This window comes from Anaerotalea alkaliphila (assembly GCF_010179735.1).
GTDB lineage: Bacteria > Bacillota > Clostridia > Lachnospirales > Vallitaleaceae > Anaerotalea > Anaerotalea alkaliphila.
The window spans coordinates 1-19,321 of the sequence record NZ_JAAEEH010000025.1 but is presented as its reverse complement, the minus strand read 5'-3'; the positions used below and the strand labels follow the sequence as shown (position 1 = coordinate 19,321).

The following is a 19,321-nucleotide window of genomic DNA, read 5'->3' as shown; positions in this document are numbered from 1 at the left end:
CTGGTTGAAGGTCGGGGAGCCGGGTCCTGATGCTACTATAGCAGACCGGAAGGAATATGCAAGCCAATGCGTGCAAAAGGCCCTCCAACAGGGATGAAATCCTGTGGGAAGGCCTTCCTTTCGTTTGGGTTTTTACCACTTGCCCTTGCCCATATGGCTGGCAAGCTCCGCCTTGCAGCGCTGTTTGATGACCCAGGCTTCGTTGGATGCCTTTTCGAAGGTCGAAACGCAATCGGGATCCAGGTCCAGTTCCACACCTTCGGCGCAGAGGTCGATGATGGCTGCGGCGAGGTTGATGATATCCATGTGGATGTCGTTGGTCCTGTCGGAGTTGTAGACCTTGCCGGTTGCCTCCTCATCCAGTGCCACAAACTTTTCTTTGGGGGAGCCGCATTTGGGGCAGACGGCAGGTGCTTCTTCCCCTTCCAATACGATTCCACAAACTGTGCATTTCCACAACATGATGAACCCTCCTTATCGGCAGTCGATTCCGGTCCAAGAATGGGACCGCACCTACCATTATAAATCAATTTGGGATAAAAACAAGAAAAAATTCGGTGAAGCCGTCGCTTGCAAAAAAAACAGCAGATGTTATAATGAAGGGAAGTGAAACTATCCTTTGGGAATGATTCGGGAGGAAGAGCCATGTTGGAATACAATGAGAAGGTTTACAAGAAGATATCCGCTGCGGGCACGGCTGGAATCGTGCTGGGGATCATAGGCATCATGACGGGCGTTGTGGTGGGGACCATGTCCATCATCTTCGGAGCCATGATTTTGGATATCCGAAAGCATCTGATCGATTAGGAAATAGACAGCAACGTCCTGTGCGGACGTTGTTTTCAAGTCTGGAATAAGGCGTGAATGGAGGATGTCGTGTGAAACTCGGGAAGGAAACGGACCACTGCAGCGTGCTGGCTGTGGTTTTTGGAGGAGCGGGACTGGTCCTTTGGGTGGTTCCCATGGTGTCGATTTTCGTCAATCTGGCGGCGATCCATTATGGAGGGAAAGGCAGAGGGTCCGGTTTGGATGCGCTGGGCCAGGTGGGCTGGAGCCTGGGGGTGGTCGGCTTTGTCCTGACCCTTTTGCGCACGGTCTACGTTTTTGCGCAGGTGCTGCAGGTGGGCGCGTGAAGCAGGGAGCAAAGAAGCCGGGGCGCCTGTGGACGGGATTGCTGATGGGCATCTATCTGGCGCTCCTCTCCCACCTGGTGTTTTTCTCCAAATCCTTCGGGAGGGACACGGTCAGGACGCGCTACAATCTGGAACTGTTCAAGACCATCGGCAATTTCATCAAATACAGGGAACAGGTCCGACCGGAGCTGTTTTACATGAACATCTACGGCAATATGGCGGCCTTCATGCCGTTGGGACTCCTTCTGCCCCTGGTCCTCCCCAAGGCCGGGCGTCTCTCCGGGACCCTTTTCTCCGGTCTCCTGGTGAGCGTTTTCATTGAAGCGGTGCAATTCATCTGCAAGGTGGGAAGCCTGGACGTGGATGATGTGGTTTTGAATGTGCTTGGAACCCTGTTGGGATGGATGCTGTACCGGATCGGCCGGCACATCCAGGAAAGGTTTTAGGATGGATGATAAAAAAATAACACTACGCCTGAACACCAGGAGCCAAACGGGATTCGGCATTGTTTCCTTGGCATTCGGGGTAGTGTCGATCGGCCTGTTCGTGGCGGCGACTATCCTAGCCGCCTTTCTAAGTGAAGAGCAGCTGGTCCGGCAGCATCTGCCGGGATGGCTGGAAATCCTTGCCGCCGCCATGAACATGGCGGGGCTGGTTACGGGGGCTGTGGGGGAAACCACCCGGGACACATTCAAGGGTGCGGCCCATGCTGGGCTGGCTGTGAACATCCTTGCGGCCCTGTTCCACCTATGGGTCCTGGCTGCAGGATTCATGCTCTAAAAGGTCAGGGATTTGCGTATTTTTTCGGATACAGGCAGCAACAGCAGGGCGATCACGAGTCCGCCGATGAATTGCAGGATGTTGGGCGGTATGCTGAAAATGGGAACCAGATAGTTGCCGTACATGATCCAGTAAGCCAGATAGTACAGGAAGACCATGACCATTCCGGCAACGGAGAAGGCATAGGTATGTATGAAGCTGAGCTTCACCTTGGACATCTTTTGGATCAGGAGGCTGATTGCCACCAGAAGAAGGGGGATGGCCACCACAATCAGCAGCAACTGGCTGTTCACACGGCTCGCCTGGTCCACAAGTTCCTGGGCGGTCCCGAACTCCTCGAAATCCCCCAGAAGCTGGGAGGGGTCCGAATGGCGAAGGATTTCGCTTCCGAGGATGACCCGTCCCAAGCCGATGAACAGGATCCAAATGGAAGAGGCGGCCGCGGTAAGGAAAAGGAAGGCCTTGGTTTGGGATGTCCTGTGGACCACATAGCCTACGATTGCGGCCATCAGGGCCTTGATCACCAGAGTGGGAAGGATCCAATGGGGATATCCCCCCACCAGGTCGGCCAAAGCGGACCCGATGCCGGCGGCAGCCGCGCCATACACGGGTCCGAGGATGAGGCCGGACAGGAACACCATGGAGTCCCCGGGATGGATGTATCCATTGGTCATGGGAATGGGGATTTTCACGACATAGGTGCCCACAAAGACCAGTGCCATCATGATGGAAGTATAGGTCATGGTTTTTACATTGATCGTCTTGTTTTTCATGTGTCCTCCTTATGCGGTTTTATTCATAACCTACTATAAGGGAAAAGTGACGCTTTCTAAAGTGACAGTTTCAATAAAAATGAAAGGGACAGTATGGATATGGAGCCGCTTCTGGATGCAGCAATCCCCAGTGGGGGACCCAAGTACCTGCTGCTGTACGAAACCATCCGGCAGGAAATCCTTTCCGGAAAACGGGCGGAACACACGCGCCTGCCCTCCATCCGGGAAACGGTCCGGGCCTTGGGTGTCAGCAAGACCACAGTGGAAAACGCCTACAACCAGCTCTTGATGGAAGGGTACATCTACAGCATGCCCCAAAAGGGCTACTTCGCCAGTCCCATGGAGCTGGATTTTGCCGGTCAGGGCAATGTTGCCGCAAAAGCGGCAACGGTCCCGCCCCCCACCGGCAACATGCCCGCTGTCCTGTACGACTTCCAGACCGAGCATCTGGAGGAGGAAGGGTTCAATTTCGACCATTGGAAGAAACATATGAATCTGGTCCTGAATTACCAGTCCCGGGCCTTGCTCCGGTATGGGGACCCGTTGGGAGAGGAGTCCCTGAAGAGGGAAGTCGCCCAATACCTCAAAAGGACCAGGGGAATCGACGCGGACCAGAATCTGATGGTGGTGGGAGCGGGGGTGGAGCCGCTGCTCCAGAACCTGGCTTACCTGTTCGGGAAAAAAGGTTTTGGGAGCCTGGCCATTGAGGACCCTGGATTCAACCGTGCGAAGTTGTCTTTTGAAACCGCAGGGTTCGAGTTGATTCCCATCCCCATGGGGGAAGGTGGTCTGGACGTGGACCTCCTGGTGGGGACCCGCAGCCGCCTATGCTACATCAGCCCCTCCCATCAGTTCCCCACCGGCAGGGTCATGCCGGTCTCCCTCCGGCGGCGCCTGCTCCGCTGGGCGGAAGATGTGGACGGCTATCTGATTGAGGACGACTACAACACCGAACTGCGCTACACGGGCCGGCCCATCCCTGCTTTGAAGGGATTGGACACCCAGGAGCGGGTCATCTACCTGGGGTCCTTCTCCACCGTCCTGGCACCTGCTTTCAGACTCAGCTTCATCCTGCTGCCGCCTGGGCTGATGGAAGACTTCCGGGAGTGCAATGGGAAGAAGGCCCAGACCGCCTCCACCTTGGAGCAGCTGACGCTGGCTTCCTTCATGGCAAGCGGTGATTACGAGCGGCTGGTGCGCCGGGTAAGGAAATTCTTTTCGAAGAAGCAGGAGCGGCTGATTCGTCTGTTGGAGACCCATCTGGAGGGGGAAGTGGAGATCCTGGAAAGCGACGGCGGACTGAACCTGCTCCTGCAAACATCCGCTGGAATCGACCTGGAGCGTTTGAGGGAAACCTGCCGCCAGAAGGGGTTGGCCTTTGGAACCTTGGGGGACTACAGCCTCCGGCCGGGGGGGGACACCCAGGTCATGGTGCTGGGATTCAGGGGGATACCCGAGGAGAGGATGGAGGCGGGAATCCGACTTTTGGGAGAAGTTTTCCGGCGACATTCCGCGGAAAATGTGGTATAATATAATTGGAGAGTTATGTATGTAGCCTATTTTTCAATGCAAGGAGATGAGAGCCTTGGAAAAGAGGGTTCTAGTGGTGAACGACTCTAGATATGAAGGCCTCTTTCTAGAAGAGATGCTGCAACGGTTGGACTATACGGTGAAAACCGTCGATGAGAATGAAGCCCTATCCTATCTGGAAAGCTTCTCCCCCGACCTGCTGATCGTGGAGGATTTCATGGAAGGGTATCGGGGAGACAACTTCATCCACCTGGTCAAGGCGGGGTTGCCCACAGTGAAATGTGTGCTTTCCACCACCACCACCAGCGCCATCCGTCTGGAAAAGATTTCCGGCGGAGACATCGACGCCGTGTTGCGGATTCCGGTATCCATGGCTGCATTAAGAGACACGCTGCATGCACTTGGTGAATTGCATTAAATGAATTGCATTAATAAATTGCAGGAGGACGAGCAGATGGAGCATCAATTTGGAGAATATGGCGGGCAGTATGTGCCGGAAGTGGTTGTGCAGGCGCTGAATGAAGTGGAGCAGGCTTTCAAGGAAGCCATGGTGGATCCCGGATTCCACGAGGAGTACAGGTACTACATGCGCGAATTCGTCGGCCGGCCCAATCCCCTCTACTTCGCGGCCAACCTTACGGAACGGCTGGGAGGCGCCAAGGTCTATCTGAAGAGGGAAGACCTGAACCATACGGGTGCGCACAAGATCAACAACACCATCGGCCAGATCCTTTTGGCCAAACGGATGGGCAAGAAAAAGATCATCGCTGAAACGGGCGCAGGACAGCATGGAGTGGCCACCGCAACAGCCGCCGCCATGTTCAACATGGAATGCGAGATTTTCATGGGCAAGGAAGACACGGAACGCCAGAGGCTGAACGTGTTCAGGATGGAGCTTTTGGGTGCGAAGGTCACACCGGTCACCCGCGGCACACAGACCTTGAGCGACGCGGTGGATGAAGCGATCGAGGAATGGGTTGCGAGGATTGAAGACACCTTCTACCTGCTGGGTTCTGTTGTAGGACCCCACCCCTATCCCGTGATGGTGCGGGAGTTCCAAAAGATCATCGGCGAGGAGGCCAGAAGCCAGATCCTGGAGAAGGAGGGAAGGTTGCCGGACTACTGCCTGGCATGCGTGGGTGGAGGCAGCAACGCCATCGGTCTGTTCAACGCCTTCCTGGACGACCCCCAGGTGAAGCTGGTGGGCGTGGAGGCCGCCGGCCGGGGCCTGGACACCAAGGACCATGCCGCCACCATGACCCTGGGCAAAACGGGAATCATCCATGGGATGCGGACCCGGCTGCTTCAGGGGGAGGACGGCTCCATCATGCCGGTCTACTCCATATCCGCAGGATTGGATTATCCCGGTGTAGGTCCCCAGCACGTGCATCTGAAGGATTCGGGCAGGGCCACCTATGAGAGCGCGACGGACGAGGAGGCGGTCAAGGCTTTCCTCCTCCTGTCCCAGGTGGAGGGGATCATCCCGGCCATTGAAAGCTCCCATGCCGTTGCCTATGCCCTGAAGCTGGTCCCCACCCTGGATAAGGAGGCCATCGTGGTCATCAACCTTTCCGGAAGGGGAGACAAGGACGTGGAGGCCATGGAGCGGTACCTGGAAGAAAGCGGAATGCCGATCAAGCAGAAATAGGCAAGTCATGAAAGAGGTTAGGAGGATGGCTGCAGGATCCGTAATACGGGATGCGGCCATCCTCCTTTCACGGAAGGGGAAAGGGAGGAGAGGCAATGCAGGATTTGAATGGCCTTCTGGAGAAGAGGGAACGGCTCCGGAAACAGATGGAATTCATCGTCGAGGTGGACAAGGTGAAGGGCATCTTCCGGCAGTCCTATCTTACGGACGGATCACGGCATGAAAACGATGCGGAGCACAGCTGGCACCTAGCCCTGATGGCCCTTCTCCTGGCCGAATACGCCAATGGGAAGGTGGACGTCCTGGAGGTGCTCAGGATGCTTCTGGTCCATGACCTGGTGGAAATCGATGCGGGGGACACCTACATCTACGACGATCAGGCCAATGAGGACAAGCACCTCCGGGAGAAGGCGGCGGCGGATAGGATTTTCGGGCTGCTCCCGGAAGACCAGGAGAAGGAATTCAGGACGCTCTGGGAGACCTTCGAGGCCAAGGAAACGCCGGAGGCGAAGTTCGCGGCGGCGTTGGACCGGATCCAGCCCATGCTCCTGAATTACATCACGGACGGGGTCGCCTGGAAGGAGCATGGAGTGTCCAAGAGCCAGGTGCTGGGGAAAAACCTCCACACCAGGGAAGGGTCCGAAGGGCTTTGGGCACTCATGGAGGATCTCTTGGAGGATGCCGTGGAGAAAGGGTTCCTCCGGGACGCGTAGAAATCGTGCTTGCCAGAAAAGGGTTCCTGGTGGTATGATTAAATGTACAATGTCTTTACGCATTTGCAGCCAGCCGGCCTTTTGGGGCCGGCTGCACCCACATAGAAGATGGAGGAGCAACTTAAAACCTATGAAGAATATCAAACGCATCGGTTTGGACGTGGGCTCCACAACGGTCAAGATCGTTGTGACCAATGAAGAAGGGAACTTGCTGTACAGCAAGTACCAAAGGCACTACGCGGACATCCGCCAGACAGTATCCCAATTGATCAACAAGGCATACCAGCAGTTCGGGGACATCCCCGTGACCGTCATGGCCACAGGCTCAGGCGGACTGGGAATTTCCCGCTGGCTGGAGATTCCGTTCATCCAAGAGGTAGTGGCTTGCGCCAAGACCGTGGAGAGGAAGATTCCCAGGACGGACGTGGCGATTGAACTGGGTGGGGAAGACGCAAAAATCACCTACTTCGAGGGGCCTTCCATCGACCAGAGGATGAACGGGACATGCGCCGGAGGTACCGGCGCCTTCATCGACCAGATGGCCGCACTGCTGCAGACGGATGCGTCCGGACTGAACGAAATGGCCAGACTGCACAAGACCATCCATCCCATCGCCGCCCGTTGCGGCGTGTTCGCAAAAACGGATGTGCAGCCCTTGCTGAACGAGGGTGCCGCCAAGGAAGACCTGGCGGCCAGCATCTTCCAGGCGGTGGTCAACCAGACCATCAGCGGACTGGCCTGTGGAAAACCCATCCGCGGGAACGTGGCCTTCTTGGGAGGCCCCCTGTACTTCCTGTCCGAGTTGCGCCAAAGGTTCATCGAGACGCTGCAGCTTTCCAAGGACCAGGTGGTTTTTCCGGAACATTCCCAGCTCTTCGTGGCTATGGGAGCGGCCATCGAGTCCGCAGGGGAAGGGGGCATGGACCTGCAGGAACTGGCGGCCCGGGTGAACAGCATGGAGAAGAAGGTGTGCTCCGAGGTGAACCGGCTGGACAGCCTTTTCGAAAGTCCGGAGGAGCTGGAGGCCTTCCGGGCGCGCCACGGGGCAAGCCGGGCGAAAAGGGGGGACCTCGCAAGCCAGGAGGGTCCCGTCTACCTGGGGATCGACGCAGGCTCCACGACCTCCAAGTTCGCCCTGGTGAACGGGGAGGGGGAACTCCTTTATTCCTATTACGGAAGCAACCAGGGCAAGCCGCTGGAACTGACCGTAAGCATCCTGAAGGAAATCTACAGCCTGATTCCCGAGAACGCTTGGATTGCAGGTTCCACCATCACCGGGTACGGGGAGTCCTTGATCAAGGCGGCCGTGGGCATCGACCACGGGGAGATCGAAACCATCGCCCACTACAAGGCCGCCGAGCATTTCTTGCCTGGGGTGGAGTTCATTCTGGACATCGGCGGACAGGATATGAAATGCCTTCGGCTGCGGGATGGGGTCATCGACGAAATTCTCCTGAACGAGGCTTGCTCTTCCGGCTGCGGCTCCTTCCTGGAGACCTTCGCCCATTCCCTGAACATGGACATCGAAACCTTCGCCCAGACAGCTCTGGAGGCGGAGGCGCCTGTGGATTTGGGTTCCAGATGCACCGTCTTCATGAATTCCAGGGTCAAACAGGCCCAGAAGGAAGGGGCGGGCGTGGGGGAAATCTCCGCAGGGCTGTCCTATTCGGTCATCAAGAACGCCCTCCAGAAGGTCATCAAGATCAGGGACCCCCAGGAAATGGGGGAGAAGATCATCGTCCAGGGGGGCACCTTCTACAACGACGCCGTCCTTCGGGCGTTCGAACAGGTGGCCCAAAGGGAAGTGGTCCGGCCGGACATTGCCGGCATCATGGGGGCTTTTGGAGCCGCGCTCATCGCCAGGGAGCGGTCCCTGCAGGGGGCTAAGACCGGAATGCTTTCCGCGGAGGCGCTGGAGGCTTTCAAGGCCCAGGTGGAGATGGGCCGCTGCACCTTGTGCGGGAATAACTGCCAGCTGACGATCACCCGTTTTTCCGGAGGGACTAGCTTTGTTTCGGGCAACCGCTGCGAGCGGGGGGCGGGCATGGAAAGGCCGGCGGAGAGCATTCCGGACCTCTACACCTACAAGTACAAGCGGGTGTTCGCCTACAAGCCACTGGAGAAGGAAAAGGCGTTCAGGGGAGAAGTGGGAATTCCCCGGGTGCTGAACATGTTCGAGAGCTACCCCTTCTGGCACACCTTTTTTACGGAGATGGGCTTCCGGGTGGTGCTGTCCCCCCATTCCAGCAAGAAGGTGTATGAGGAAGGAATCGAAACCATCCCTTCGGAATCGGCCTGCTATCCGGCCAAACTGGTCCACGGCCACATCATGCATCTGATTGGAAGGGGCGTAAGGAGGATTTTCTATCCCTGCGTGCCTTATGAGGAAAAGGAGTATGAGGGTGCGGACAACCATTACAACTGTCCCATCGTGACCAGCTATCCGGAGACTATCAAGCACAATACGGACGCCCTGCTTTCCGAGCAGGTGGAGTTCATGAACCCGTTCCTGCCCATGGATGACAAGGGGCTCCTGGCCAGACGGCTGGGGGAGGAGTTCGCGGACCTTGGGATCGGGCTGGAAGAAGTGGAACGGGCCGTGGAAAGGGCTTGGGAGGAAAAGTTGGCGGTCCGGGAGGAAATCCGGAGAAAAGGGGAGGAAACCGTGGAGCATATCCGCAGGAAGGGCATCCGGGGCATCGTGCTTGCGGGCCGCCCCTACCATGTTGACCCTGAAATCCATCATGGATTGACCAACATCATCACCGGCTTGGGCATGGCTGTCCTCACGGAGGATTCCGTTTCCCACCTGATGCCGGTGGCAAGACCCCTCCGGGTCCTGGACCAATGGGCCTACCATTCCAGGCTTTACGCTGCGGCGGAATACGTGGGGAACACCCGGGACCTGGAGCTGGTGCAGCTCACCTCCTTCGGCTGTGGTGTGGACGCGGTGACTTCGGACCAGGTAAAGGAGATCCTGGAGAGCCACGGCAAGATCTACACGCTGCTCAAGATCGACGAGGGCAGCAACCTGGGGGCCATCCGGATCCGCATGCGTTCCTTGAAGGCCGCTTTGGAGGAGAAGGAAAACAGCGGCATGGAGCTGCGGAAGAAGGACCATTCCTATCCACGGGCCGTCTTCACCAAGGAGAACCGCAAGACCCACACCATCCTGGCTCCCCAGATGTCCCCCATCCATTTCGATTTCTACGAGCATGGATTGAATGCCCTTGGATACAATGTGGTGGTGCTGCCCCAGGTGGACCACAAGGCGGTGGACGAGGGCCTGAAATATGTGAACAACGACGCATGCTACCCCTCCATCCTGGTGACGGGACAAATCATGGAAGCCTTGAAGTCGGGCAAATACGACCTGAAGAACACCTCGGTGTTCATCTCCCAGACAGGGGGCGGCTGCAGGGCGTCCAATTACATCGGATTCATCCGAAAGGCGATGAAGGATGCAGGCATCCAAAACATCCCCGTCATCTCCGTCAACGCCCTGGGATTGGAGAAGCATTCCGGCTTCAGGATCACCCCTCGTCTTGTCCATGTGGCCCTTATGGCCACCCTGTACGGGGACCTGCTCATGCGCGTGGTCCAGGCCACCAGGCCCTACGAAAAGGTGCCAGGCACTGTGAACGGATTGCATGAGAAATGGAAAGGGATTGCATTCAAGAACCTGGAGAACGGAAGCTTCCTCCAGTTTGCGGGGAACATGAAGAAGATTGTGCGGGAGTTCGACCGGGTGGAGCGTCTGGACATCGTGAAGCCCAGAGTGGGGATTGTGGGAGAGATTCTGGTGAAGTACCATCCCACGGGAAACAACCAGCTGGTGAAGGTTCTGGAGGAGGAAGGGGCAGAGGTGTGCGTCCCCGACCTGGTGGACTTCTTCCTCTACTCCGCCTACAACAGCAAGTTCAAGGCCGAAAAACTGAACGGAAGCGAAAAGAGCTGGAAGCTGAACCGGCTGGCCATCAGGGTCATCGAAGCCTACCGGTGGCCGGCGAAGAAAGCCTTGAAAGCCAGCACCCATTTCAATCCGCCCACGACAATCGAAGAGAAGGCGGAACACGCCTCCGAACTGATCAGCCTGGGAAACCAGACGGGGGAAGGGTGGTTTCTGACCGGGGAGATGGTGGAACTGGTGAAGCATGGGGTGGAGAACATCGTCTGTGTCCAGCCTTTCGCCTGCCTTCCCAACCATGTGGTGGGAAAATCCATGATCAAGCCCATCCGGAAAAAATATCCCATGGCGAACATCACCGCCATCGATTACGATCCGGGTGCCAGCGAAGTGAACCAGCTCAACAGGGTGAAGCTGATGATGGCCGTGGCCGACAGCAATCTGAAGAAGAAGTACGCAAATGTGGCTGAGTTCCCCGCAACGGAAACGACCGGCGGGGAAGAAGATGAAAGATACGCATAGGAGAAAAGCATGAGCCAAGAATTCAAATCAGGGTTTGTTTCCATCGTGGGCAGGCCCAATGTGGGGAAATCCACATTGATGAACCGGATGATCGGTCAAAAGATCGCCATCACCTCGGACAAACCACAGACAACCCGAAACCGGATCCAGACCATCCTGACCAACGAGACGGAACAGGTTGTCTTCCTGGATACGCCCGGCATCCACAAGCCGAAATCCAAACTTGGCGCGTACATGAACACCACCGCCAAGACGACCTTCCGGGAAGTGGACATGATCCTCTGGCTTGTGGAACCGGACAAGAAGGTGGGGCCTGGGGACCTGTTCCTTGTGGAGCAGCTGAAGAATGTGAAGATCCCCGTCGTTCTGGTGATCAACAAGATGGACACCCTGCCAAGGGACGAAATCCTGGCGGTGATTGCCGCCTTCAAGGACCTGATGGATTTTGCGGAGGTGATCGCCATCAGCGCCATCACCGGGCAGAACACGGACATGGTCATGGACGCCATCCGCAAGTACCTTCCGGAGGGTCCCAAATTCTTTCCCGACGACATGGTCACCGACCAGCCGGAGAAGCAGATTGTTGCGGAGCTGATCCGTGAAAAGGTGCTTCGCCTCATGGAGGACGAGATTCCCCATGGGGTGGCGGTGGTCATCGACCAGATGCGGGAGCGGGAGGATGGGAGCGTGATGGACATCGATGCGACCATCATCTGCGAAAAGGACTCCCACAAGGGTATGATCATCGGCAAGCAGGGGGCCATGATCAAGAAGATCGGAACCCAGGCACGACAGGAAATCGAGGGGCTCCTGGACACGAAGGTATATTTGCAGCTATGGGTGAAGATCAAGAACAATTGGCGTGACAGCGACTTCCTGTTGCGGAACTTCGGATACGACAAGAACAGCATGGATGAATAAGGCAAAAAAACGCGGGCTTCCAAGTGGATCGACTTGGAAGCCCGCGTTTTTTGTGCCGCTGGAGGGAAGTTGCTAGTCCTGGTCGGAATCCTCCAGGACATCCGCTGCAGATTCGGATGCCTGCCGCTTCCGGTAGAGATTGGTGTGTTCGTTCACCAGCTGGAGGATGACCGAAGTCACGGGAACCATCAGGACCATCCCCAGGGGGCCATAGAGGCCGGCGCCCACGACCACCGCCAGAAGGACCCAGAACGGCTGCAGGCCTACGGAATCCCCCACAATCCGGGGTGTGACGATGATGTTGTCGATCTGCTGTGCGCCATAGATGATGGCCAACAGGGCCACCACCGGCCAGAAACCCGAGAAGGCGGCGATCAGAAGGCAGGGGATGGTTCCGAAGATGGGGCCCAGATAGGGGATGATGTTGGTGATTCCGATGATGAATGCGATCAGCAGCACGTAGGGGATGTTCACGGGGGACAGGAGGTTGAAGACCAGAATTCCTCCGGCCACCATCAGCCCCAGGTAAAGGCAGGTGTAGAGCTTCCCTATGATGAACTTCTTCACCGACCGGTCCAGCATGGGACCCACCTTCAGGATGATGTCCGCCAGGGGGGCGGGCAGGAAAGCCCGTGTCGCCAGTGCCATCTTCTCCGGAATGTCATTGATGTCCCGCAGGGCCAGGAAGGACAGGATCAAGGAGAGGAGGAAAATGCCCAAGGTGGTGGCAAAAGAGGCCAGGGAGCCCAGGATGCGGCTGGAATATTGGATCAGGCTCTGGGCGTAGCTGATCAGGGCGGACTGGAGGGTCTCGATCAGACTGGCGATGCTGGTGGTGGCCAGATAATTGGATAGGAAAGGCCAGGAAGAAACCGCGTCGACCATCTGCTCCGTCGAGGGCATGTTCTCCATGAGCATCCGCACGCTGGAAACCATGCTGGGTACGATCAGTACAAAAAAGAGGACGATGGAGAGCAGTGCGGTTCCGTAGGCTGCAGAAACGGCCAGCGACCGCCTGTCCTTGAATTTCCTTAGATAGTACTGGGTTAGAGGATAAAAAAGGTATGTGAAGACAATCAGGTTGGGAACCGGCCGGAAGGCTGCGGTGAACCAGGAAAAGGTCCCTTCCGTGAACAAGAGTTTGATCATCATCAGCACGATCAGGATGAAGGGGAGCAGACGATAGGGGCTGTATTGCCTTCGGTTTTCCATTGCGAGCACCTCCTGGGGACGGGACAGTCCGTATGATAATATCATACCCAATTTGGGGGGGGAATGCAATAGAGGGAAGTCACCCTTGACAAAACTAAGAATATATCGTAATATACAAATATACAAGAGTTGAGGATTTGATTGAGAAAAAAATAACAACAAAAGGAGCGGAAAATATGAAAGTAGTCATCGTTGGTGGAGTTGCAGGAGGCGCCACAGCAGCCGCCAGATTGAGAAGAGTGGACGAGAATGCGGAAATCATCCTGTTTGAAAGAGGGGAGTACATTTCCTTTGCCAACTGCGGCCTGCCCTACTATATCGGCGGGACCATAGAGGACAGGGACGAGCTCCTGCTGCAGACGCCGGAATCCTTCAACGAGCGTTTCGGGGTGGATGTGCGGGTACTGAATGAGGTTGTATCCATCGACAAGGAGGGCAAGAAAGTTTCTGTCCAAGACCACAAGAGCGGAAAAACCTATGACGAAAGTTATGACGTACTAGTCCTTTCTCCGGGATCCACACCCTTGCGGCCGCCGATTCCGGGCATCGACGGAAAGAACATCTTCAGCCTTTGGAACATCCCCGATACCGATGCCATAAAGGCGTTCGTGAACGAGCATGACCTGGAATCAGCAACGGTCATCGGCGGAGGATTCATCGGCCTGGAGATGGCGGAAAATCTCCATGACCTTGGTCTGAAGGTGAACATTGCGGAAATGGCGCCCCAGGTCATGATGCCCATCGACTTCGAGATGGCACAGATCGTGCATGGGCATCTGAAGAAGAAAGGGGTCCAGCTTCATCTCAACAATGGGGTGAAAGAATTCGTCCAGAACGGGGATGGCACGGAGGTGGTCCTTTCCGATGGAACCCGTATTCCCAGCGACCTTGTCATCCTGTCCATCGGCATCAAACCCAACGGGGAGCTGGCCAAGGCGGCAGGACTGGAGGTCAACGAGCGGGGCGGCATTGTGGTGGACGAGAACCTGAAGACCTCGGACGAGAACATCTACGCCTTGGGGGATGCCGCAGACGTGGTGGACTTCATCAATGGCGGCAAGACCATGATCCCCCTGGCGGGACCGGCCAACAAGCAGGGAAGGATTGTGGCGGACAACATCGCAGGTGCCAGTAAGCGCTACAAGGGCTCCCAGGGCACTTCTGTGGCCAAGGTATTCGACCTGACCGTATCCAGCACCGGTACGAACGAAAAGACCCTCCAGCGTCTGGGGAAGGTCTACGGAAAGGATTACCATGTGGTACATGCTTTGCCCAACTCCCATGCGGGCTATTATCCCGGAGCCCAGACCATCTGGATCAAACTGCTTTTCGCGGCGGACGGGAAAGTGCTGGGTGCCCAGGCGGTGGGAACGGAGGGCGTTGAAAAAAGAATCGATGTCATCGCGACTGCAATCCGTTTCGGCGCCAGCGTCTATGACCTGACAGAGTTGGAACTGGCATATGCACCCCCCTATTCCTCCGCAAAGGATCCGGTGAACATGGTTGGGTTCGTGGCGGAAAACATCCTGGACGGCCTGATGGACCCCATCCGTGTGGAGGAGATTCCGGATGTGGACCTGGAGAAGAGCGTCTTCCTGGATGTGCGCACGGAGTATGAACACAAGCGGGGAACGATTCCCGGAAGCCTCCATATCCCTGTGGATGAGCTCAGGGAGAGGGTGGGGGAACTTGACAGCAGCAAGGAAATTGTGATATTCTGTGCCGTAGGCGTGCGTGGCCATGTGGCATCCAGAATCCTCGGGCAGAAAGGCTTCAAAACCAGAAACCTGATGGGGGGATTCAGTTTGTACCGCCAGTACCACCTTCCCGTGTAAAGGAGGGGCCCAGCAAACGGGGTATGGCACGGACCTTGTCCGGCGCTTCCCCCAAAAAAGACAGCAGCAGCCTGCCATCCACGATGCTGTCGTCCTGGAGTATATAGTCCCGGTAACTGCTGTAGCAGTCGAAAGGATTTTCCGCCAGACGGCAAGCGACGGGGCTGTTGTGGATTTCCGCCAGCCAGTCCTGGAAGAGGCCTTCAAAATCCATGATCTTGGATACCGGCCTCTTGGAAAACAGGGTGCCTTCCCACCGGTATTTCTTCTTGTAGTACCGGGTGTAGGCCTTTTGCAAACGGACCAGCATGGCCTGGAGGTCCAGACCGCTTTGTGAGCCCACCAGGAATTTGATGGAGTCCTCCATCAGGCTGTAGGCGAAGAAGTGCAGGTTGGATCGGGATTTGACCGCTTTAAGGCATGCCAGGAAGTGCTCCCTGTCCGCGTTTTCCCTGAAAAGGGAAGCCCGGTTGATGCCGTAAAGGGTGTAGTAGAAGATGTTGGTCCTGTATGGGCTGGAATCCATGGGATGCAGGCTGCTCCTTTCCTGCGGCCAAGACGGCCACAACCAATGAAAGTATGGACAACCTCATTGTACTACCTGGAAAGGTAAAAGTGGTATGCCGCCGGCACAATTTTGAAAATAATTTCAATGGAGGTATGAGATGGAAAAACAGAATCCGATTGTCGAATTCGAAACTACCCAAGGAGTCATCAAGGTGGAGCTGTACCCCGAAATCGCACCCAATACAGTGAACAATTTCGTGGAGCTGGTGCAGAAGGGCTTCTACGACGGCTTGACTTTCCACAGGGTAATCCCCGGATTCATGATCCAAGGGGGATGCCCGGACGGCACAGGAATGGGGAATCCCGGATATTCCATCAAAGGGGAGTTCACCAGCAACGGCTTCAAGAACAGCCTGAAACACACCAAGGGGGTCATTTCCATGGCGAGAAGCATGAACCCCAATTCCGCAGGATCCCAATTCTTTCTCATGGTGGCGGATTCCCCCCACTTGGACGGCCAGTATGCCGCCTTTGGAAAAATCGTGGAAGGCCAGGAGGTGGCGGACAAAATCGTCTCCGTTCCCAGGGATGGAAATGACAAGCCAAGGGAAGACCAGGTCATGAAGAAAGTGACCGTAGACACCTTCGAGGAAACCTACCCGGCTCCTGAGAAGGGCCCTGGCAGATAGCAAGGCAACAAAAAAAGCGCGTTAGCGCTTTTTTTGTTGCCTTGCTATCTGCAGCCTTCCTCGATGGCCACAGCTACGGATACGGTGGCGCCGACCATCGGGTTGTTGCCCATGCCGATGAGTCCCATCATTTCCACGTGGGCGGGAACGGAAGAGGATCCGGCGAACTGGGCGTCGGAGTGCATCCGGCCCATGGTGTCTGTCATGCCGTAGGAAGCGGGGCCGGCAGCCATGTTGTCCGGATGGAGCGTGCGGCCAGTACCACCGCCGGATGCGACGGAGAAGAACTTCTTGCCCTGCTCGAGGCACTCCTTTTTGTAGGTGCCGGCAACCGGATGCTGGAAGCGGGTGGGGTTTGTGGAGTTTCCGGTGATGGACACACCCACGTTCTCATGATGCATGATGGCGACACCTTCCATGACATCGTCGGCACCATAGCATTTGACTTTGGCCTTGTCGCCTTTGGAGAAGGGCTTCTCCTCCAGGATGTTCAGCTTGCCCGTATAGTAGTCGAACTCGGTCTCCACATAGGTGAAGCCGTTGATCCGGGAGATGATGTACGCCGCGTCTTTGCCCAGTCCGTTCAGGATGACACGGAGGGGTTCCTTGCGCACGCGGTTGGCGGAACGTGCGATTCCGATGGCGCCTTCGGCAGCGGCAAAGGACTCGTGACCGGCCAGGAAAGCGAAACAGGTGGTCTCTTCCCTAAGCAGCATGGCAGCCAGGTTTCCGTGTCCGATGCCCACTTTGCGCTGGTCGGCTACGGAACCGGGGATGCAGAACGCCTGGATGCCTTCTCCGATGGCTTCCGCGGCGTCGGCGGCGGCGGTGGCCCCCTTCTTGATGGCGATGGCGGCACCCAGGGTATAAGCCCAGAGGGCGTTCTCAAAGCAGATGGGCTGGATGGATTTTACGATTTCCTTCACATCGATGCCCTTGTCCTTGCAGAGCTGGTCCGCTTCTTCCAAAGACTTCATGCCGTACTGCTCCAATACGGGGATGATTTGATTTATTCTTCTCTCGTAACTTTCAAACAAAGCCATTCTATTCGTCCTCCTGATCTTCTTTGGTGGGTGCTATTCTTTCCTTGGGTTGATGTGCTTCACGCCTTCATCGTATCTGCCGTACTGGCTGGTGGCTTTTGACAGGGCCTCTTCCGCGCCCACGCCGTTGCCGATCATTTCCATCATTTTTCCCAGGTGGACGAACTTGTAGCCGATGACCTCGCTGTTCTCGTCCAGCGCCATGCTGGTGACGTATCCTTCGGCCATCTCGAGGTAACGGGTGCCTTTGGCTTTGGTTCCAAACATGGTGCCGACTTGGCTCCTAAGGCCTTTGCCCAGGTCTTCCAGTCCGGCACCGATGGGCAGACCGTCCTCGGAAAAAGCGGTTTGTGTCCGGCCGTAGGCGATCTGAAGGAAAAGTTCACGCATTGCCGTATTGATCGCATCGCAGACCAGGTCTGTGTTCAGGGCTTCGAGGATTGTCTTTCCCGGAAGCAGTTCGGAAGCCATGGCGGCGGAATGGGTCATCCCGGAACATCCAAGGGTCTCGATCAGCGCCTCTTCGATGATTCCGTCTTTTACGTTCAAGGTAAGCTTGCATGCGCCTTGTTGGGGTGCGCACCAGCCCACACCATGGGTAAGGCCGGAAATGTCCTTCACATCGTAGGCCTTGACCCAACGTCCCTCAACGGGAATGGGGGCTGGACCATGCTTGGGTCCTTTTGCAACAACACACATGTCTTTCACTTCATGAGAGTAAATCATTATTATGGATCTCCTTCCTTACTATAAGCCTTTTGGCTTCAGTTTGCTTAATACGGAACCGAACTTCACACACATACAATAGTTTACCAAAATCCGGGGGAAAACTCAAAGGATATTTTGTCTTTTTCTAGACAATCTTCCGCAAGGGTGAAAGCGGCCAGTCTTGAAAAATGCGGTGGTCTGTGATACTATGGGCGTATGCTCTTCCGGCGCATGCGCATGGAGGAATGCAATTAACATGCGGGAGGAAATCATGGACAAGAAACAAAGTTCCCTGGCGGTTCTTATCAAAAAAGCGGGGATGCTTGGGGTCATGGGACTCGCCCTGGTCGTATCCGGAGGCTGTTTCGGAGGATCCAACGGGGTGCCGTCGGATGACGAGACTGCTGCCGCACAGGAAATACAGGGGTATGCAGTATCCGATGAGGATTTGTTGAAGGCGTTGAAGATTGAAAAGTATACTGCAATCCAAAGCTTGCAGGAGGATGTGAACGGGGACGGGGTGGCCGAGAGGATCCTGCTGCTGGGGGTGGAAGCACCCTCAGTGGGGTACGACGACGTCCAGCTTGTGCTGGCCAGTCCAAAGGAGAAGTTGCTGCTGACCCAGATTCCGGTGGCCAGGTTCGCCCATCTGGAGGGGAACCGTTTGCTGACCGTGGATTTCGAAGGGAACCAGATTAAGGATGTGATGGTGGTCCTGTCGGTCAACGAGGCCGTGGGGGCATTTGCAGGCTTTGCATACAGCTTTGCAGGTACGGAGCCGGTGGCGCTGTTCGAGAACGATCTGGGAGGCAACGAGAACATCTGGAGCAAGGAATTCAGGCAGCCCTCCAGCCTGGTGCTCGCTTCTTCCGTTCCGGAGGAGGAGTATGTCCTGGGTCTGGATGCGGGGGGTGCCTTCAAGGCGGTCGAACTTGCGGCGGAACCTTTCAGGGGACCCTACTGGAACGCAGCGGACAAGGACATGGACGGAGACCACGAGCTGATCCATGCGGTGAAACTCATGGGTATGGATGGGGAGGAGACGTTGGCCTACTGCGAAACCATCTATGACTGGCAGGACGGGGAATGGGTTGCCATTTCGACGGCGGTGAATTCGCCCTACCTGCCCCAGGAGAGCCTGGATGTCCACGATGGTGAGGAGCCCCAGCCGCCGGTGGACGGGCAGGAAGTCCAACCGGAACAGGTGGAGGAATAGGCAAGAAAAAACAGACCGAAAGGTCAATGTCATTAAGTTAAGAAATTAGAAAAAGCCCTATATCAGTAACTGATATAGGGCTTTTTTCTTTGTAATAAATTTCATGAAACACTTGACAAATCACTCAAAAAATGTGGCGAAGCCCCTTGAATATAACTTATTTCAAGGAGGATATCGCATGGAA

General features: G+C 56.2%; 19 protein-coding genes. 13 read left to right on the top strand and 6 right to left on the bottom strand.

Annotation, left to right across the window (positions count from 1 at the left end; genetic code table 11):
* Positions 1-132: 132 nt before the first annotated feature.
* Positions 133-462, bottom strand: a complete 330-nt coding sequence (locus tag GXN74_RS09565) for a rubredoxin-like domain-containing protein (protein WP_162370712.1) — start codon at positions 460-462, stop codon at positions 133-135.
* 183 nt (positions 463-645) lie between these two features.
* On the opposite strand from GXN74_RS09565, the gene GXN74_RS14295 reads away from it, so the two are divergent.
* The 4 genes from GXN74_RS14295 to GXN74_RS09550 all read left to right on the top strand — a co-directional run bounded on the left by GXN74_RS14295 (position 646) and on the right by GXN74_RS09550 (position 1,913).
* Positions 646-807, top strand: a complete 162-nt coding sequence (locus GXN74_RS14295) for a hypothetical protein (RefSeq protein WP_212505762.1) — start codon at positions 646-648, stop codon at positions 805-807.
* Positions 808-878: 71 nt separating this feature from the next.
* Positions 879-1,133 carry a hypothetical protein gene (locus GXN74_RS09560; RefSeq protein ID WP_162370711.1) on the top strand — a complete coding sequence of 85 codons (255 nt, stop codon included), beginning with the start codon at positions 879-881 and terminating at the stop codon, positions 1,131-1,133.
* Entirely contained in the window at positions 1,130-1,579 is a 450-nt protein-coding gene (locus GXN74_RS09555) for a VanZ family protein (RefSeq protein WP_162370710.1), read from the top strand. Before GXN74_RS09560 ends, GXN74_RS09555 begins: the two co-directional genes overlap by 4 nt.
* A 1-nt stretch (position 1,580) precedes the next feature.
* A complete protein-coding gene (locus GXN74_RS09550) occupies positions 1,581-1,913 on the top strand; it encodes a hypothetical protein (RefSeq protein WP_162370709.1) in 333 nt (110 codons plus the stop codon).
* Here GXN74_RS09550 and GXN74_RS09545 read toward each other — a convergent pair.
* Positions 1,910-2,686, bottom strand: a complete 777-nt coding sequence (locus GXN74_RS09545; protein WP_162370708.1) for an ECF transporter S component — start codon at positions 2,684-2,686, stop codon at positions 1,910-1,912. The two genes, GXN74_RS09550 and GXN74_RS09545, sit on opposite strands and share 4 nt — an antisense overlap.
* A 93-nt stretch (positions 2,687-2,779) precedes the next feature.
* On the opposite strand from GXN74_RS09545, the gene pdxR reads away from it, so the two are divergent.
* The 6 genes from pdxR (at position 2,780) to era (ending at position 11,927) form a co-directional block, all read left to right on the top strand.
* Positions 2,780-4,216: a MocR-like pyridoxine biosynthesis transcription factor PdxR gene (gene pdxR, locus GXN74_RS09540; RefSeq protein WP_162370707.1), complete on the top strand. Its 1,437-nt coding sequence runs from the start codon at positions 2,780-2,782 to the stop codon at positions 4,214-4,216.
* A 55-nt stretch (positions 4,217-4,271) separates the two neighbouring features.
* Positions 4,272-4,634, top strand: coding sequence for a response regulator (locus GXN74_RS09535; protein WP_162370706.1), 363 nt, complete (start codon positions 4,272-4,274; stop codon positions 4,632-4,634).
* A gap of 36 nt (positions 4,635-4,670) precedes the next feature.
* Positions 4,671-5,864, top strand: coding sequence for a tryptophan synthase subunit beta (gene trpB, locus GXN74_RS09530; protein ID WP_162370705.1), 1,194 nt, complete (start codon positions 4,671-4,673; stop codon positions 5,862-5,864).
* A gap of 95 nt (positions 5,865-5,959) precedes the next feature.
* A complete protein-coding gene (locus GXN74_RS09525; protein ID WP_162370704.1) occupies positions 5,960-6,577 on the top strand; it encodes an HD domain-containing protein in 618 nt (205 codons plus the stop codon).
* Between the two features lie 130 nt (positions 6,578-6,707).
* On the top strand, positions 6,708-11,006 hold the full coding sequence (locus GXN74_RS09520; RefSeq protein WP_162370703.1) for a 2-hydroxyacyl-CoA dehydratase: 4,299 nt from the start codon (positions 6,708-6,710) through the stop codon (positions 11,004-11,006).
* Positions 11,007-11,015: 9 nt separating this feature from the next.
* Positions 11,016-11,927, top strand: a complete 912-nt coding sequence (gene era / locus GXN74_RS09515; protein ID WP_162370702.1) for a GTPase Era — start codon at positions 11,016-11,018, stop codon at positions 11,925-11,927.
* Between the two features lie 72 nt (positions 11,928-11,999).
* Here era and GXN74_RS09510 read toward each other — a convergent pair whose 3' ends face one another.
* Entirely contained in the window at positions 12,000-13,139 is a 1,140-nt protein-coding gene (locus tag GXN74_RS09510) for an AI-2E family transporter (RefSeq protein ID WP_162370701.1), read from the bottom strand.
* 176 nt (positions 13,140-13,315) lie between these two features.
* Here GXN74_RS09510 and GXN74_RS09505 point away from each other — a divergent pair, with 176 nt between their 5' ends.
* Positions 13,316-14,974, top strand: coding sequence for an FAD-dependent oxidoreductase (locus GXN74_RS09505; RefSeq protein ID WP_162370700.1), 1,659 nt, complete (start codon positions 13,316-13,318; stop codon positions 14,972-14,974).
* Here the strand turns inward: GXN74_RS09505 and GXN74_RS09500 are convergent.
* Entirely contained in the window at positions 14,940-15,500 is a 561-nt protein-coding gene (locus GXN74_RS09500) for a transposase (RefSeq protein WP_162370699.1), read from the bottom strand. The genes GXN74_RS09505 and GXN74_RS09500 overlap by 35 nt on opposite strands.
* A 139-nt stretch (positions 15,501-15,639) precedes the next feature.
* On the opposite strand from GXN74_RS09500, the gene GXN74_RS09495 reads away from it, so the two are divergent.
* Positions 15,640-16,170, top strand: a complete 531-nt coding sequence (locus GXN74_RS09495) for a peptidylprolyl isomerase (RefSeq protein WP_162370698.1) — start codon at positions 15,640-15,642, stop codon at positions 16,168-16,170.
* A gap of 44 nt (positions 16,171-16,214) precedes the next feature.
* Here the strand turns inward: GXN74_RS09495 and GXN74_RS09490 are convergent, their stop codons facing one another.
* Complete coding sequence (locus GXN74_RS09490) at positions 16,215-17,213, bottom strand: GGGtGRT protein (protein ID WP_162370697.1); 999 nt, start codon at positions 17,211-17,213, stop codon at positions 16,215-16,217.
* Between the two features lie 33 nt (positions 17,214-17,246).
* Positions 17,247-17,939 (bottom strand): iron-sulfur cluster assembly scaffold protein, encoded by a 693-nt coding sequence (locus GXN74_RS09485; protein ID WP_162370696.1) that lies wholly within the window; start codon positions 17,937-17,939, stop codon positions 17,247-17,249.
* A 253-nt stretch (positions 17,940-18,192) separates the two neighbouring features.
* On the opposite strand from GXN74_RS09485, the gene GXN74_RS09480 reads away from it, so the two are divergent.
* A complete protein-coding gene (locus GXN74_RS09480) occupies positions 18,193-19,137 on the top strand; it encodes a hypothetical protein (RefSeq protein ID WP_162370695.1) in 945 nt (314 codons plus the stop codon).
* Positions 19,138-19,321 lie beyond the last annotated feature (184 nt).